Annotated in this window: 10 protein-coding genes; 3 read left to right on the top strand and 7 right to left on the bottom strand. The window is 72.9% G+C overall.

Translation table 11 applies throughout. The features are described 5' to 3' along the window. Positions 1–2 precede the first annotated feature (2 nt). Positions 3–3,779 (bottom strand): Pls/PosA family non-ribosomal peptide synthetase, encoded by a 3,777-nt coding sequence (locus BMY97_RS08315; protein ID WP_425425249.1) that lies wholly within the window; start codon positions 3,777–3,779, stop codon positions 3–5. 458 nt (positions 3,780–4,237) lie between these two features. Between BMY97_RS08315 and ftsW the strand changes: the two genes are divergently transcribed. After that, a complete protein-coding gene (gene ftsW / locus BMY97_RS08310) occupies positions 4,238–5,587 on the top strand; it encodes a putative lipid II flippase FtsW (RefSeq protein ID WP_091615006.1) in 1,350 nt (449 codons plus the stop codon). A gap of 45 nt (positions 5,588–5,632) precedes the next feature. Here the strand turns inward: ftsW and BMY97_RS08305 are convergent, their stop codons facing one another. The 4 genes from BMY97_RS08305 to BMY97_RS08290 all read right to left on the bottom strand — a co-directional run bounded on the left by BMY97_RS08305 (position 5,633) and on the right by BMY97_RS08290 (position 9,726). After that, positions 5,633–6,469 carry an SAM-dependent methyltransferase gene (locus tag BMY97_RS08305; protein WP_091615003.1) on the bottom strand — a complete coding sequence of 279 codons (837 nt, stop codon included), beginning with the start codon at positions 6,467–6,469 and terminating at the stop codon, positions 5,633–5,635. A gap of 128 nt (positions 6,470–6,597) precedes the next feature. Continuing rightward, positions 6,598–7,749, bottom strand: coding sequence for a glycosyltransferase 87 family protein (locus BMY97_RS08300; protein WP_091615000.1), 1,152 nt, complete (start codon positions 7,747–7,749; stop codon positions 6,598–6,600). Positions 7,750–7,850: 101 nt separating this feature from the next. Next, the gene (locus BMY97_RS08295) at positions 7,851–8,513 is read right to left on the bottom strand and encodes a response regulator (protein WP_091614997.1); all 663 of its coding nucleotides are present in this window, start codon (positions 8,511–8,513) and stop codon (positions 7,851–7,853) included. A 22-nt stretch (positions 8,514–8,535) separates the two neighbouring features. Then, entirely contained in the window at positions 8,536–9,726 is a 1,191-nt protein-coding gene (locus BMY97_RS08290; protein ID WP_091614994.1) for a sensor histidine kinase, read from the bottom strand. 95 nt (positions 9,727–9,821) lie between these two features. On the opposite strand from BMY97_RS08290, the gene map reads away from it, so the two are divergent. Beyond that, positions 9,822–10,616, top strand: coding sequence for a type I methionyl aminopeptidase (gene map / locus BMY97_RS08285; protein ID WP_091614991.1), 795 nt, complete (start codon positions 9,822–9,824; stop codon positions 10,614–10,616). Here the strand turns inward: map and BMY97_RS08280 are convergent. Both BMY97_RS08280 and BMY97_RS08275 read right to left on the bottom strand, forming a co-directional pair. Continuing rightward, positions 10,603–12,147, bottom strand: a complete 1,545-nt coding sequence (locus BMY97_RS08280; RefSeq protein ID WP_483860478.1) for a cytochrome c biogenesis protein CcdA — start codon at positions 12,145–12,147, stop codon at positions 10,603–10,605. The genes map and BMY97_RS08280 overlap by 14 nt on opposite strands. Positions 12,148–12,242: 95 nt before the next feature. Further along, positions 12,243–13,052, bottom strand: a complete 810-nt coding sequence (locus BMY97_RS08275; RefSeq protein WP_091614988.1) for an MOSC domain-containing protein — start codon at positions 13,050–13,052, stop codon at positions 12,243–12,245. 150 nt (positions 13,053–13,202) lie between these two features. Here BMY97_RS08275 and BMY97_RS08270 point away from each other — a divergent pair, with 150 nt between their 5' ends. Continuing rightward, the gene (locus BMY97_RS08270) at positions 13,203–16,436 is read left to right on the top strand and encodes an NACHT domain-containing protein (protein ID WP_245787216.1); all 3,234 of its coding nucleotides are present in this window, start codon (positions 13,203–13,205) and stop codon (positions 16,434–16,436) included. The last annotated feature ends 28 nt before the right edge of the window (positions 16,437–16,464 follow it).

Here is a 16,464-nt window from a genome sequence, read left to right as displayed (position 1 = left end):
ACCTACCGCTGCGGGGCGATGGGCGCGCCCTGCCACCGGCTGTGCCCGGGCACGGCTTCGGCGGCCATCACCAGCGAGCCGGCGCCGATCGTGGCCGCGGGGCCGACGTGGCTGCCCGGCAGCACGATCGTGCGCGGGCCCAGGGTCGAGTCGGGGTCGAGGGTCACCGGCTCGAGGCGCATCACACGGTCGTGGAACAGGTGGGTCTGGAGCACGCAGCCGCGGTTCACGCTCACCCCCGCGCCGATGGCGATCAGGTCGGGCTCGGGCAGCCAGTGGCTCTCGCACCAGACCCCGCGGCCGATCCGGGCGCCGAGGCTGCGCAGCCACCAGTTCAGCACCGGCGTGCCGGAGAACGGCTGGACCAGCGAGGGCACCGCGAGCGTCTCGACGAACACGTCGAACAGCTCGTTGCGCCACACGAAGGAGCTCCACAGTGGATGCCGCCCGGCGCGGAAACGCCCGACCAGCAACCACTTCGCGCCCGTGGTGATCAGGCCGGCGCAGAGGCCCGACACGGTCAGCACCAAGCCGCCGGCCGCGGCGGCGAGCCAGAAGCCGGCGCTTTCGTACAGGTAGTCGAACGCGGCGAAGGTCGCGGTGCCCAGCAGCCCGGCCACGATCAGCGGGACGATCCGGCACAGCTCGACGGCGGCCCTGGCGACCCGCAAGACCTTGCGCGGGGCGAAAGTCCGCGCCGGGTCCGGGGTGTCGGCCTCACGCCGCAGCCGCATCGGCGGGCGGCCGAGCCACGAGCTGTCGTCCGGGACCTGCTCCGGGGTGTCGGACAGCACCCCGATCAGCGCGCCCCGGCCGACGGACCGGCCGGGTCCCACGATGCCCGAGTTCCCGACGAACGCGCGGGCGCCGACCTCGGCCGGCCCGACCCGCAGCCAGCCGCCGCGCAGCTCGTACGGCGCGGCGAGCACGTCGTCGGCGAGGAACGCCGAGTCCGCCACCCGCAGCATCCCGGGCAGCGCCAGCACCGTCGACGCCTCGACCGAACGGCCGACGCGCGCGCCGAGGCAGCGCAGCCAGACCGGGGTGAACAGGCTGGCGTAGAAGGGAAAGAGGGTCCGCCGCGCCAGGTCCATCAGGTCGTGCACGAGCCAGGCGGCCCAGCCCGCGCGGCTGTGCACCGGGTGCACCCCCGGCTTGACCGCGGCGCCGGCGAGCCGGGTCAGCGCCAGCACGAGCAGCGCGTGGCCGAGCAGCCCGGCCAGCACCATCAGCGGCACCCACCACAGCAGGTCGGCCATGGCGGTGCCCAAGGTCGTGCCCGAGGGCAGGGCCAGTACCGCGAGCACCGCGGGCGGCACCGCGGCGGCGGTGAGCAGCAGTGCCCGCAGTGCGCCGCTGACCAGGTACAGCGCGGCCCACCCGCGGGAACGCGAGGGCGGTGCGGCCGGCCAGAGGTCGTCGGACGGGCGCTCGTGCGACGCCGCGGGCGAGCCGCCCCAGGTGGCTCCGTCCGGCACGACGCCGCCGAGGCAGCTGCCGGGCAGCAGCGTGGCGTCCGCGCCGAGCGCGGCGCCGGGCAGCAGGGTGCTCCGCCCGCCGACCCGGGCCCGGTCGCCGACGCGGACTTCGCCGACGTGCAGCACGTCGCCGTCGAGCCACCACCCGGCCAGGTCGGCCTCCGGCTCGACCGCGCAGCCGTCGCCGAACGTGGCCAGCCCGGTCACCGGCGGCGGTGAGTGCAGGTCCGTGTCGGCGCCGACCGAGCAGCCGAGCAGCCGCGCGTACCGGGCCGCGAGCGGAGTTCCGGTGATCGCGGCCGGCCCGAACGACGCGGCGAACCGTTCCGCTGCCCAGAGCCGCAGGTGCGCCCGACCACCGCGGCGGTACTCCCCCGGCACGATCCGTCCGCGTAACACCCGTGCCCCGAATGCGGCGAGCAGCATCCGGCCGGCCGGGCTGAACAGCACCAGCCACGCCGGGATCAGCGCCCACCACGACATGGTCGGCAGCCAAGACTCGGCGACGACCAGGGGCAGCAGGTTGCCGATCAGGGCGATCACCAGCAGCCACCGCACGCCGCCGAAACCGAGCAGGACGAGCTGGATCGCGCACTGGATCCAGCCGGAATACCGGGGTGTCCGGTCGAAGGTCCGGGACGGCCCGGCCGTTTCGCCGGACCCGGCACCGAGCACAGTGGACAGCCGGGCCGGGGTGGGATGACGGTAGACGTCGGCCACCGAGATCCCGGGATGGTGCTGACGCAGCACGGAAACGAGCCGCGCGGCGGCGAGGCTGGTCCCGCCGAGGTCGAAGAAGTCGTCGTCCGGGCCGGCCTCGACGCCGAGCAGCTCGCTCCAGACGGCGAGCAGCCGGGCGGTGTCGCGGTCGAGATCCGTGCGGACGGCCGCCTCGCGCGCCCGCGGCAACGGCCAGGGCAGCGCGTCCCGGTCCACCTTGCCCGAGGACCGCGTCGGCAGGTCCGCCAGCACCGCCAGGCGCGGCACCAGCGCGGCCGGCAGCCGGTCCCGCAGCAGGCGCGTGGCCGCCGCCTGGTCGAAGGCGCCCTTTCCGACGACGTAGCCGACCAGGACGTCGATTCCCCCGGCCGTCCGCCGCACGGCCGCGGCCGCCGCCGCGACCGAGGGCAGCTCCAGCAGCGCCGCCTCGATCTCACCCAGTTCGATCCGCCGGCCGCCGAGCTTGACCTGGTCGTCGGCGCGGCCGAGGAACACCAGCCCGTCCGGCAACGCGCGCACGAGGTCCCCGCTGCGATAGCCGCGGTTCCAGCCGAGCGCGGGCAGCGGCACGAACTTCTCGGTGTCCTTGACCGCGTCGAGGTACCGGCCCAGCCCGGCGCCGCCGATCACCAGCTCGCCGGTCTCGCCCCAGCGCACGGGCAGGCCCGCCGCGTCGACCACGGCCAGCCGCCAGCCGTCGAGCGGCAGCCCGATGCCCACCGGCTCGCCGGCCCGCAGCCGGGCGGCACAGGAGACCACCGTGGCTTCGGTGGGCCCGTAGGTGTTCCAGACCTCGCGCACGCCGTCGTCGAACCGGCGCACCACCTCCGGCGGGCAGGCCTCACCGCCGAGGATCACCAGCCGGACGGCGGCGAGGTCGTCGACCGGCCACATCGCGGCCAGCGTCGGCACCGTCGAGACCACGGTGATGCCGCGGCGCCGCAGCCACGGGCCCAGGTCCGCCCCGGTGCGCACCAGCGCGCGCGGCGCCGGGACCAGGCAGGCCCCGTTGCGCCAGGCCAGCCACATCTCCTCGCACGAGGCGTCGAACGCGACGGACAGCCCGGCCAGCACGCGGTCGCCGGGGCCGATCGGGGCGGACGGCAGGAACAGCCGGGCCTCGGCGTCGACGAACGCGGCCGCCGCCCGGTGCGTCACCGCGACGCCCTTGGGCCGGCCGGTGGAACCGGAGGTGAAGATGATCCACGCGTCGTCCTCCGGGCTCGGCGTGGCTCCGTTGCCACCGAGCTGGTTTCCGTGCCGCAGCTCGACTTTCTCGCCCGCGCCGAGCACCGCGTACACCTGAGCCTCGCGCCAGACCAGCTCGGCCCGCTCGTCCGGATCGTCGGCGTCGACCGGGACGTACGCCGCTCCGGCGGCCAGCACCGCGAGGATGGCGACGTACAGCTCGGCCGTGCCGGACGGGATCCGCACCCCGACGCGATCGCCCGCCCGCACTCCCGCGTCACGCAGCACGGCCGCGCGCCGCCGGACTTCACGATCCAGCCCGGCGTAGGACAGCAGTTGTTCACCATCGTCGAGCGCGGGCGCTTGCGGGTACCGGGAAACCGATTCGCCCAGCACGCTCAGCAGGGTCCGCGACGGCGGCGGTTCAACACCGGAATAGACCGCGGAACCACTTTCCCCAACCCACTCGGCGGGTGCGGTATCCAGCCTTCTTTCCCGCTCTTCAACCGACACGGATTACCTTCCCTTGAACAATTCTCCCCCAGGACCGGCCACCGACGGTAGCACCGGAGCTAGGGGGAATCACCCAGATCCGACGCCGATAATCCTTTGGTCACAGGGAAAACGGACGATCGGCCCCAGACCCGGTCGACGACTCCGCAAAGCCATTTCGGTTGCCGTGATGCTACGCACACCAGCGTATCCACTAAAGAGTGAACGGCGACCAGCGGAGCATACTCTGCGATTTTGCCCGTTCTTACCCGGCCGCCCGGCACACCTGGCTTTCACTCAGCGTCCACTCAGGAACATCCGTATATCGTCGCTCCGTGCCCATTTCACGCCCGGCCGGTATGCGCCGTGAACACGGCCGTGACGTGGTTTTCGGCACACCTCCCGCGCCGCCGGCCCCGGCCCGCCGGGAAAAGGGGAAGCCCGCCGAAAGCGGGCCCCGCGCCATCCCCGCGGCCCTGACGGCGTGGCTTTCGCGCCCGCTCGCCTCGTTCCACCTGATCCTGGCCCTGTGCGGGATGCTCGTGCTGCTCGGCGTGATCATGGTGCTGTCGGCCTCGTCGGTGTCCTCGGGCAATCCGCTGACCGGCGGCGGGGTCTACTCGCAGTTCCTGAAGCAGCTGATGTTCGTCGGCTTCGGCGGGGTGACCTTCTGGATCGGCCTGCGCCTGCCGCTGCGGCGGCTCCGGCGGGCCGCCTCGAGCGCGATGGTGGCCGGTCTCGCGGGCCTGGTGCTGGTGCTCACCCCGCTGGGCGCCAGCGCGGACGGCGCGCAGCGGTGGTTCGTCCTCGGCCCGTTTTCCCTGCAGCCGGTGGAGATCGCCAAGGTCGCGCTCACCCTGTGGGGCGCGCACATCCTGGTCACCAAGGCCGCCGTGCTGCACCAGTGGCGGCACCTGCTGGTCCCGCTGGTGCCCGCGGCCCTGCTGACCGTGGCGCTGGTGATGGCGCAGCCGAACCTGAGCGGCACCATCACCCTGGCCGTGGTGGTGCTCGCGCTGCTGTGGTTCGCCGGCGCCCCGAAACGGCTGTTCGCGATCCTGCTGGCCGGCGGCCTCGCCGGCATCCTGGTGCTCGCGCTGGTCGCGCAGTACCGCCTGGCTCGCGTGCTGTCGTTCCTCTCCCCCGACCAGGACTACAGCGGCGCCGCCTACCAGGCCCGCCAGGCGCAGTACGCCCTCGCCGACGGCGGCCTGTTCGGCCTCGGCCTCGGCCAGGGGCAGTCGAAGTGGAACTACCTGCCGAACGTGCAGAACGACTTCATCTTCGCGCTGATCGGCGAGGAGCTGGGCTTCGTCGGCTGTGCGGTGGTGCTGGCGCTGTTCGCCGCGGTCGCGGTGGTCGGGCTCCGGATCGCGCTGCGCAACCGGGACCCGTGGATCCGGATCGTCACCGGCACCCTCACCGTGCTGCTGACCACCCAGGCGGCGATCAACATCGGCTACGTCGTGGGCCTGCTGCCGGTCACCGGCGTCACGCTCCCGCTGGTGTCCTACGGCGGCACTTCACTGGTCGTCACCACACTGCTGTTCGGGATCCTGGCCAACGCCGCCCGCCACGAGCCCGAGGCCGCGGCGGCCCTGCGCACGCTCGGCCCCGGCCGGCTCGGTGGCCTGCTGCGCCTGCCCGCCCCCGAACTCCCGCGGCGAGCCCCGTCGTCCCGGCCCCGCCGCCGCCCCGCCCGCCCCTGACCGGCGCGCGTCTGTCCACAGAGGAACACGACGGCGGCGGAAAGGTCAGGGCTTGCGGCCGATGCCACCGGCGATGATGCGGTGCGCGACGCCGATGGGCTTGAGCTGCGGGCCGTCCGGCCACCACTGGTACAGCGGCACGATGCCCGGCGGGACCAGCTCCAGCTCGCCGAACAGCTCCGCGATCTCGGCCTGGGTGCGCCAGGTCGCGCCGCCGAGCGAGCCGCGGGCGACGGCGTCCGAGAGCTGGTGGGCGGCGTCGCTGTCCGCGGGCTCTTCCGGGTCGAGCAGGTGCGAGATGACCACGTACGAGCCCGACGGCAGCGCGTCGATGTACTCGCGCATGACCTCGGCCGGCGCGTGCCGGTCACCCTTGTGGTGGTGCAGGGTCGCCACGAACGACAGCGCCAGCGGCCGGTTCCAGTCCAGGTGGCTGCGCGTGGTCTCGTTGTCGAGGATGCTGCGCGGGTCGAAGACGTCGCCCTCCACGTAGCGGGTGAACTCGTTCTCTTCCAGCAGGGCCCGGCCGTGCGCGGTGACCAGCGGGTCGTTGTCGACGTAGATCACCCTGGTCAGCGGGTTGATCCGCTGCGCGACCTGGTGCACGTTCTCCGCGGTCGGCAGGCCGGAGCCGCAGTCGAGGAACTGGGTGACGCCGGTCTGGTTGGCCAGGAACCGCACCGCGCGGACCAGGAACATCCGGTTCTCGCGGGCCACCTCGATGACGTCCGGCAGGGCCGCGGCCATCTCGTCGCCGGTCTTGCGGTCGATCTCGTAGTTGTCCTTGCCGCCCAGCAGGTAGTCGTAGACGCGCGCGACGCTGGCCCGCTTCTGGTCGACGCCGACCGGGGTGTTCGGGTCGGCGACATCGTTCGACGGCATTTGCAGGACCCTCCTGAGTGCGTGACAGCAGTCGCACCGAGAGTAGCCCCGCGGGGCAACCGGGCGAACCCGGACCCGCCGGGCTTTCAGCCGAACGCAGTAGCCGCGGACGGGGGCTCGTGCGGCTCTCAGTGCTTCGCCGAGAGCCGGTCGCGGCTGGTCCGGTCGCGGCCACCCGGCCGGATCAGCAGCCGGACGGTGAGGACCGCGCCCGCGGCCAGCGCGGCCAGGACGTAGGCGTTGCCGAGGACCATCTGGATCGGGCTCCAGGACAGCTCGCGGTGGCCCCCGCCGGGCACCGAAGCCGTCGCCAGGCCGGTGAAGACCGCCGCGGCCCCGGCCGGCGCCGCCCGCCGGCCCGCGAGGTAACCGGCCAGCGCCACCACCCAGATCCAGTGGTGCGTCCAGGAAATCGGGCTGACCAGCAGTGCGCAGCCCGCCGTCACGAGCAGCGCGGCCCGCGGATCGCCGCGACGGTGGAACTCGCGCACCAGCAACGCGCCGAGCAGGAGGCACAGCGCGGCCAGCGCGGCGTACCAGGCCATCGACGTCACGCCGAACCGCGCGAGCATCCCGTGCAGCGACTGGTTGCCCACCCAGCCGACGGAGCCGGCATTGCGGTTGTCCACCACCGCCGAGGTCCAGTACCGCGCCGAATCGCCGGGCAGGACCAGCGCCCCGATCGCGCTCGCGCCGGAAAACGCCGCCAGCGCGCGGAATCCGTCGGCGCGGCGGCCGGTCAGGAACAGGTGCGGGATGAAGATCAGCGGGGTCAGCTTCACCGCCGCGGCCAGCCCGATCAGCACCCCGCCGTAACGGCGGTCCCGGGACGGCAGCACATCCCACACCACCAGGGCCATCAGCAGCGCGTTGACCTGGCCCAGCCCGATCGAGCGCCACACCGGTTCCAGCACGGCCAGCAGGACGAGCAGCAGCACCGGCCGGGTCCCGGAAAACCGGCGCAGCACCGACCACAGGGCGAGCACCGTGCCCACCGCGAACAGCAGCCACACCAGCTGCGCCGGGAACAGCGCCAGCGGCAGGAACAGCAGCGCCGCGCTGGGCGGGTAGGTGAACGGCAGCTCGAGCGCCGATTCCGGGTCCAGCGCGAGCAACGGGTCGTAGAGCGGCTGTCCACGCAGGACCGCCAGCGCCCCGGCGCGGTACACCGTGCTGTCCACGCCCAGCGGGAGACCGTACAGCCAGCGGCAGCCGGCGATCGCGGTCAGCCCGGCGATCACCGCGAGCAGTGCGATCGAAGCCTTTTTCCCTTGGTCCACAAGGGAAAACTAGGCAGGAACGGCCGTCCGGTCGTCGGGCCGGAGAGCCATCTTCGGCTGCCTCCCCGGTAGCATGCCCCGCGGCTCGTGCTACCGGGGTATCACTCGCCCGGCACCACCAGCTTGGCCTCGTAGGCCAGCACCACCGCCTGCGCGCGGTCGCGCAGGCCCAGCTTGCCCAGCACCCGGCTGACGTGGGTCTTGGCCGTCTGCTCGGCGATCACCAGCCGCCCGGCGATGTCCACGTTGGACAGTCCCTGCGCGATCAGCCGCAGCACCTCCAGCTCGCGCGCGGTCAGGCCGGCCAGCCGGGTCACGTCCTGGGTCCGCGGCCGCCGCCCGGCGAAGCCCGCGATCACCCGGCGGGTGACGGCGGGGGCGAACAACGCGTTGCCCGCGGCCACCATCCGCACCGCGGCGACCAGGTCGTCCAGCGGGGAGTCCTTCAGCAGGAACCCGCTGGCGCCCGCGCCGAGCGCGCCGTAGACGTACTCGTCCGCGTCGAAAGTGGTCAGCATCAGCACGCGGGGCCCGGATTCGCGGTCCCCGCCGAGGAGCTGCCGGGTGGCGGCCAGCCCGTCCAGCTCCGGCATCCGGATGTCCATCAGCACCAGGTCCGGCCGCAGCCGCCGGCACGCGGCGACGGCCTCGGCGCCGGTGGCCGCCTCGCCGACCACCTCGATGTCCGGCTGCGCGTCCAGCACCGCGCGGAAGCTCTGCCGGACCATCGTCTGGTCGTCGGCGATCACGACCGTCACGGCCATCGTTGTCTCCCCCTGGGTCCGGCTAGTCGAGCGGGACGGTCACGGTGACCGCGAACCCGCCGCCGTCCCGCCGCCCCGCGGTGAACGTACCGCCGAGCGCCGCCGCCCGTTCGCGCATGCCGAGCAGGCCGTGTTTCTCGCGGCCGGCGGTGTCCTCCGGCACGCCCGTGGCCGCGCCGCTGTCCCGCACGGTCAGCCGCAGCTCGCCCGGGCCGATGCGCACCGACACCTCGACCGGCGCCCCGGGCGCGTGCCGCACCGCGTTGCTCAGTCCTTCCTGGACGATCCGGTACGCGGAAAGCGCGACCCCGTCGGGCAGGCCGCCGTACTCGCCGCGGCGCTCGAACCGGACGTCGGTGCCCGCCGCGCGGACCCGTTCCACCAGCTCCTCGATCCGCTCGGCGCCGGGCTGGGGCTCGGTTTCCGGCTGGGCCCGCCCGTCCCGCAGCAGGCCCAGCAGGCGCCGCATCTCGGTCATCCCGGTGCGCGCGGTGTCCTGGATGGCCTGGAACTCCTCGCGCAGCCCGTCGTCCAGCCCGGGGAACCGGTACCGCGCGGAGTCCGCGCGCATGGCCAGCACCGACATGTGGTGGGCGACCACGTCGTGCAGCTCGCGGGCGATCCGGGTGCGCTCCTCCAGCACCGCCCGGCGCGCGGCCTCTTCGGCCAGGTCGCGCTGGGTGCCGCGCAGCCGCGAGACCAGCCAGCCGAACGCCAGCGGTATCGCCAGCAGCACGGCGATCGGCGCCAGCTCGTCACGGACGTTCGCGTGGAGGGCGCTGACCCCGGCCGAGATCAGCCACACCCAGGCCAGCACCCCCGGCCGCTGGTTGCGGCCGACCGCGGTGAGCACCGGCACGGCCGCCAGCGCGAGGCCGCCGGACCACGGCCAGCCGAACCGCGCGTGGTCCCCGTAGAACTGGTTCGCCAGCGCCACCACGACGATCAGCACCCGCCAGGCCCACAACGGGTGCACCAGCGTGAGCGCCACGGAGAACGCGGTGAGCGCGACGGCCAGGAACAGGGCGCCCACCTCGGCGCGGCCGTGGGGGAAAAACGCGAGCACCCCGGCCAGGACCGCGATCAGCCCGATCAGCGCCCGGTGGGCCCGGCCGGGCGCCGCCGCCGGCCCGCCGCCCCCGGCGACCGTCTGCCACAACGCGCTCGCCGCCCCGCGCCCCGCGGCGGCCAGGGGCGCACTCGATATCTTCATCGACGGCGACCTTACTCGTACCGGTATAGTTATACCGATAACTGCTAAGGTGCTCGGTATAACTATACCGACACCCTGAGGTACGCGAGGTTTTCGTGATCGAAATGAAGACGCCGGCGGAGATCGAGCGCATGCACGTGACCGGGCGGTTCGTCGCCGAGGTGCTCTCGGAGGTCGGCCGGATCGCCGACGTGGGCGTCAACCTCATGGACCTGGAGCACCACGTGCGCGGCATGATCAAGCGGCGCGGCGCGGAGTCGTGTTACTGGGACTACTCGCCGTCCTTCGGCGAGGGCCCGTTCCGCAACGTCATCTGCCTGTCGGTCAACGACGCGGTCCTGCACGGCCTGCCCCACGACTACGTCCTGCGCGACGGCGACGTGCTCACCGCGGACTTCGCGGTGATGATCGACGGCTGGGCGGCCGACTCGGCGCGCACGGTCATCGTCGGCACGCCGGCCGAGGAGGACCAGCGGATCGTCCGCGCCACCGAGGAAGCGCTGGAGGCGGCGATCGAGGCGGCCCGCCCCGGCAACCGGCTCGGCGACATCTCCGCGGCGATCGGCGCGGTGGCGGAGGATTACGGCTACCCGGTCAACACCGAGTTCGGCGGGCACGGCATCGGCCGCACCATGCACGAGGACCTGCACGTCTCCAACAAGGGCCGGCCGGGCCGCGGCCTGAAGCTCCGGCCGGGCCTGACCCTCGCGCTCGAACCGTGGTTCGCGCGCACCACCGACCGGATCAGCTACGACGAGGACGGCTGGACCATCCGCTCGGCCGACGGCTCGCGCACCGCCCACTCCGAGCACACGGTCGCCATCACCGAGGACGGGCCGCTGGTGCTGACCCGGCGCGAGTCGGAAGAGCCGCCGGTCAGCCGAAAGTGAACGAATAGGCCTGCAGCCCGGGGCTCAGCGTCAGGGTCACGGTGCCCTGGTTCGGCGTCGGCGTCTGGACGACCGGGTGGATGTCCGGGGTGCCGGACACCGCGAAGCTGCGGGTGACGCCGCCGGCCGTGGCGGTCACGGTGCCCGTGCCGCCGACGTCGAGGTAAACCGTGGCGGCGTTGTAGTCCAGCGTGAGTGAGGCGCCCTTGCCGGCGGCGAGGTACTCCTCGGTGGCGGTCCACTCCCCGTGCCGCGTCACGTCTTCGCTGCCACCACGACTGGATCCCAGGTAGATTTCGGGCGTCTGCAAGGGATTCGCCGGGGTGGTGTCCGGGAGGTCCGTGCGGGGCGGGAGGGTCTGCGCCGGCTGGGCCGCGGTGAGCAGGTCGCGGATGAGGGATTCGGTGCCGTCGTAGTCGCCTTCGCCGACGGACACGTGCCGGACCTGGCCGGTGGCGTCGGAGAGGTATTCGGCCGGCCAGGACTGGTTGCCGAACGCGTTCCAGGTGGCGTAGTCGTTGTCGATCGCCACCGGGTAGGAGATGTGCTGGCGCGCGACGCTGTCGGCGACGTTGGCCGGCACTTGCTCGAACGCGTACTCCGGGGTGTGCACGCCGACGATCTCGAGGCCCGCGTCGTGGTAGCGCTGATACCACGCCTCGACGTGCGGGATGGCGCGCTGGCAGTTGATGCAGGAGTAGGCCCAGAAGTCGTAGAGCACGACTTTTCCTTGCAGCGCCGGGGGTTTCCCGCCGGGGGTGTTGAGCCACCGGCTGATCCCGGCGGTCCGCGGAGTGGTCCCGCAGTCCTGGAGGTCGTCGGAGGGCCGGCACTGCTGGAGGTTGCCGCCGCCCAGCCGGTCCGCGCCGAGCGCCTGGTTGAGGCCCGCGGTGTAGTCGGGCACGGCGCGCTGCAGCACGTCGGTGATGTTGAAGGTGAGCGCCACGGCCAGCGCGATCACCACCAGGCCGGAGACGAACCGGACCCGGCGCTGCCGGTCCCGGAACGCCTTGACCCGCTCGGCCACCCGATGCCCGGCCAGCGCGAAGAACAGCAGCGGAATCGCCGTGCCGACAGCGAAAGCGACGGTCAGCGCGACCGTGGAGGCCCCGATGGTGCGGGTCGCCCCGGCCACCGTGATCGCGGCGAGCACGGGGCCGGCGCAGGGCACGTACACCGTGCCGAGCGCGAGCCCGAGCACGAACGCGCCCCGCTGCCCCGGCACCGATTTCCGGCCCAGCCGCACGAACGGCCGTTCCAGCAGGTCCTGCACGCGCGGGAACATCATCGCGACGCCGAGCACGACCAGCACCGTGAGCCCGGCCCACCGCAGCACGTCCCCGGGCAGGTGCAGCGCGGCGAGCGCCAGCGTGCCGAGCAGCGTGACGAAGGTGAAGCTCAGCGCCAGCCCGGCGACGATGAGGAACGGCCGCCGCCGGCTCGGCTCCGCGCCCGCGCCGCCGGTCATGAACAGGACCGGCAGGACCGGGAGCACACAAGGGGAAATGCCCGTGATCAGGCCTCCGACCAGCCCGATCAGCGCTAACGTAAGCAGGGTGACCTCCTCGGACGACCACCGGAGCCTAAGGGTCCGGAGGGGTCCGGCGGCGGGTCGCCGCGAGGCGGTCAGGGATTCGTAACAACCACGGCGTCGCCGACCCGGACCAGCCCGCCTCGGACGACTTCCGCGTAACAGCCGGCGCAGGGCAGGACACCGAAGCCGGGCACGTCGACCCGGTTGCCGGCCAGCAGGGCGCGAACGGCGTGCGGGTCGCGGGGCAGCCCGCCGTGCTCCAGCGTGGGCACCGCGCACCGCGGCGTCGGCAGGACGATCCGCAGGACCACCTCGCCGCCGAGGCGGACTTCCCCGCCGACCCAGTCGTTTTCGACGTGCGGGCGGGTGCCGGGCGGGGTTTCGATCAGCAGGTTCGGCCGGTACCGCACGTGTTCGGTGCCGACCTCGCCGACCGTGGCCGTGGTGATCAGGTGCACCGGGGCGTAGTCGACGAACGTCGACCCCGGCGAGCCCTGCCCGATCTCCAGGGTCGCGGCCGCCACTTCGGCCTCGACCCCTTGCGCCAGCACGTCTTCCGGCGCGGGACGCTCCACGGTGGCGGCCTCGGGCCGCTCGGCGGACATCCGGACCGATCGCCCCAACGCGGTCGAAAGCAGTCCGTCCACCGCGGGGTCCCCGGCGTCGAGGGTCCAGCCCGACGGGGAAGTGATCCGCGCGCCGCCGCCGCCCGCCGCGGCCGAGAACTTGAGCAGGTCCCGCCACAGCCGCGGATGCTTGGCCGTGGCGACCAGACCCGTCACGTCGTCGATCAGGGCGAATCGGCGGTCGCCGTCGACTCCGCTCGCCGCGAAGCCGGCCTCCGCGACCTCTTCGCCGAGCATCGACTTCACCGGATAACGCCACATCTTCGCGATCTGCATCGGCCTTCTCCCGGCTCGCCCCGGGATCAAGGGTGAACCTACCGACTTAACCTGTCAAGTTATATCGAGAGGTTAGACGAATCGGCCGGGGCACTGGCCGGTCACCAGCCCGCGCCGCTAGCCTCGAAGGCCGGCGACGGGGGGTTGACGGTGAGCGGTCTCGAAGGCGTCCTGCTCGCGCTCGGGGCATCGATCGTGAAGAGCGCGGCGAAGGTCTGGATGGGCGATCGGCAGGTGGCCGCCGACGCCACGGCACAGGCCGTCGACCTGCTGACCGCCCGGGTCACCGGCGCGGTCGAGCAGCGCCGGCTGCGGCGGACGTTCGAGCAGATGGAGGAGATCGTCGCCGAGCGGCTGGCGCCGTTGGCAGAGCACGAGTTCCGCGGGGTCCCGGAGTCCGAGCGGCTGGCCGCGCTCGACGCGGTGACCGAAACCTTCACCGGCGCCGCCCTGTCCGACCTCGACCTCTTCACCGCCGACCTCGACGCCCGGTTCCTGTACCGCTCCCTGGTCCGCGCCGTGCCCGGCGTGCCCGAACGGGCGCTGCTGTCGGCCGACGCCACCGAGTTCTACCAGCGAGTGCTCCGGGAGTGCTGCGCTTACCTGGTGCAGATCGTCACCACGCTGCCGCGGTTCGAGGCCGGGGCGCTGACCGAGCTGCTGCGGCGCGACACCCAGGTCCTCGGCCTGTTGCGCGAAGTGCTGACGCGATTGCCGCAGTCCCGCGACGGCGAGGACTTCGAGGCCGACTACCGGCGCCAGGTCGTCACCGCGCTGGACCGGATGACGGTCTTCGGCGCCACCATCGGCGAGTCGAGCCGGCGGTACCCGTTGTCCGTGGCCTATCTCAGCCTGGGCGTCCTGGCCGAAGGCGCGCTCCCGGCGCCGGCTGATTCCTTCGACGAAGAGCAGCCGGCCGCCGGGGGCGTCACCCGGATCGAGGAGCTGCTGCCGCGGACGAAGCGGCTGTTCATCCGCGGTGACGCGGGAGCGGGCAAAACCACGCTGCTGCAATGGATCAGCGTCCGCTGTGCGCAGGGCGACCTGGACGGCGTCGCCGGCTGGGGCGACGTCGTGCCGTTTTTCCTCCGGCTCCGGCGTTACGTGTCGGAGCCTTTCCCGGCTCCCGAACAGTTCCTGACCGGGGTCGGGCGCCACATCGCCGACGAGATGCCGGACGGCTGGGTGCACCGGCAGCTGCGCTCCGGGCGCGCGGTCCTGCTCGTGGACGGCGTCGACGAGCTGGCGCCGTCCCGCCGGCAGGAGGCGGCCGAGTGGCTCAAGGAACTCATCAACGCGTTCCCGGCCGCCCGGTACGTGGTGACCTCGCGGCCCGGCTCGGTCGACGCGAAGTGGCTGCGGGAAGAGCACTTCGTCGGCGCCGAACTCCAGCCCATGGAGCAGCGCGACGTGACCGCGTTCGTGCACCAGTGGCACGACGCGATGCGGGCGCAGTCCCTGGACAACGAGGAGCGGACCGCGCTCGACGAGTTCGAGCGGCAGCTGGTCGCGGCGATCGCGGCGCGGCGGGGACTGCGCCGCATCGTGCAGAACCCCCTGTTGTGCGCGCTGCTGTGCGCCCTGCACCGCGACCGCCGGGCCGAGCTGCCCGAGAACCGCATGGAGCTCTACGAGATCTCCCTGCACCTGCTGCTGGAGCGAAGGGACAAGGAGCGCGGGATCGTTCCGCCGAACGGGCTTTCCCGCATCGAGCAAACCCTTCTGCTCCAGGACATCGCGTACTGGCTGGTCCGAAATGGCTGGTCCGGCGCCGGGAGCGCCCGCATCGTGGACCGGGTCCGGACCAAGCTGGCGGGGATGCCGCAGGTCCACGCCGGCCCGGACGAGGTCTTCCGGCACCTGCTCGAACGCAGCGGCCTGCTGCGTGAGCCCACCGTCGGCCAGGTGGACTTCGTGCACCGCAGCTTCCAGGAGTACCTCGCGGCGAAGGCGGCCGTCGAGTCCGACGACATCGGGGTGCTGGTCGGCAACGCCGGCTCCGACCACTGGCACGAGGTCGTGGTCATGGCGGCGGGACACGCGAGCGCGCGGCAACGCGAAGAGCTGCTGTACGGGATCCTCCGCACGGAAAGCAGTACCCGGCAACGCAATCAGTTGCAGCTTCTCGCGCTCGCCTGCCTGGAGACCTCGCCCGAGCTGAGCGGGACCCTGCGCGCGGAGATCGAACGGCGTACCGCGACGCTGTTGCCGCCGCGCAGTTCCCGCAACGCCCGCATGGTGGCGTCGGCCGGCGAGTTCGTGCTCGACCTGCTCGCCAAGACGGAGCCGGAGACCCCCGGCGCCATCGCGGCGACCATCGAGGCCGCCGCCGAGATCGGCGGTGACGCGGCGCTCGCCCTCATCGCGCGGTTCCGCGGCGACACTCAGCGGCCCGTCCGGATCGAGCTGATCCGGGCCTGGCCGCGGTTCGACGTCGACCGCTACGCCCGGCAGGTGCTGGCCGAATCACCGCTGGGCACCTCGCCGCTGGGCCACGGCTACCTCCGCATCGACGACCCCGTGGTCACCCCGGCGCTGCACCGGCTGAGCGCCTTGCGACAGCTGGTCTGCCAGTTCGGCGACGGGCACGGCGACTGGGAATTCATCCGGTCGCTGCCCCGGCTGCGCGGTCTCACCGTGCTGGACCCCGCGCTGACCGATCTCACCCCGCTCGCGTCGGCCAACCTGGAGTTCCTCGCGATCCTGCACGGCGGCCCGCGCGCCGAGCCGCTCGATCTGACGCAGCTCGAGCCGGCGCGCACGCTGACCCGGCTCGATCTGCTCACCCCCGCCACCGGCTACGCCGCACTCGGGGCCCTGCCCCGGCTCACCGGGCTGCAACTCGCCCGCTTCGGGGACGCGGCGATGCTCCCCGAACTCGGCCGGCTGACCCGGCTGGAGCTCGTCGGCCTGCGCGACGTCGACGGACTGCGAGACCTCGCCCCGCTCGATTTCCTCGACCACCCCCAGTGGTTCGGCCTGCACCGCTGCCGGGACCTGTCCGACATCACGCGCCTGCCGCGCTGGGCCGGCACCCTGCAGCGGGTCTGGCTGCGCGACAGCCCCGAACTGGACCCGGCGCCGCTGTCCGCGCTGGCCGATCTGGAACTGCTCGACCTTTCCGGCTCGGCCGTCGAAAGCCTCGAACCCCTCCGCGGGATGAAGGCGTTGCAGACGCTCCGCCTCACCGATCACCATCCGCTGCCCGACCTCGCGCCGCTGCGGGATCTTCCCGCGCTCCGGCACCTCTGGCTCTACGACAGCACCGACGTCGACCTCGCTCCCCTGGCCGGACGGGAGGACCTGGCCGTGTACCTGATGCGCGGCCAGGAGGCCGGCGGGATCGAGCTTCTCGAGCCCAGCTGCCGGATCCACCGCAAGTAGCCGCACCGCCGCGGCGAGCCGGAAGCCC

This window comes from Amycolatopsis saalfeldensis (genome assembly GCF_900110575.1).
In the GTDB taxonomy this organism is placed as follows: Bacteria; Actinomycetota; Actinomycetes; order Mycobacteriales; family Pseudonocardiaceae; genus Amycolatopsis; species Amycolatopsis saalfeldensis.
Note: the sequence above shows the minus strand (reverse complement) of the source record. Positions and strands in the feature narration are given on the sequence as shown.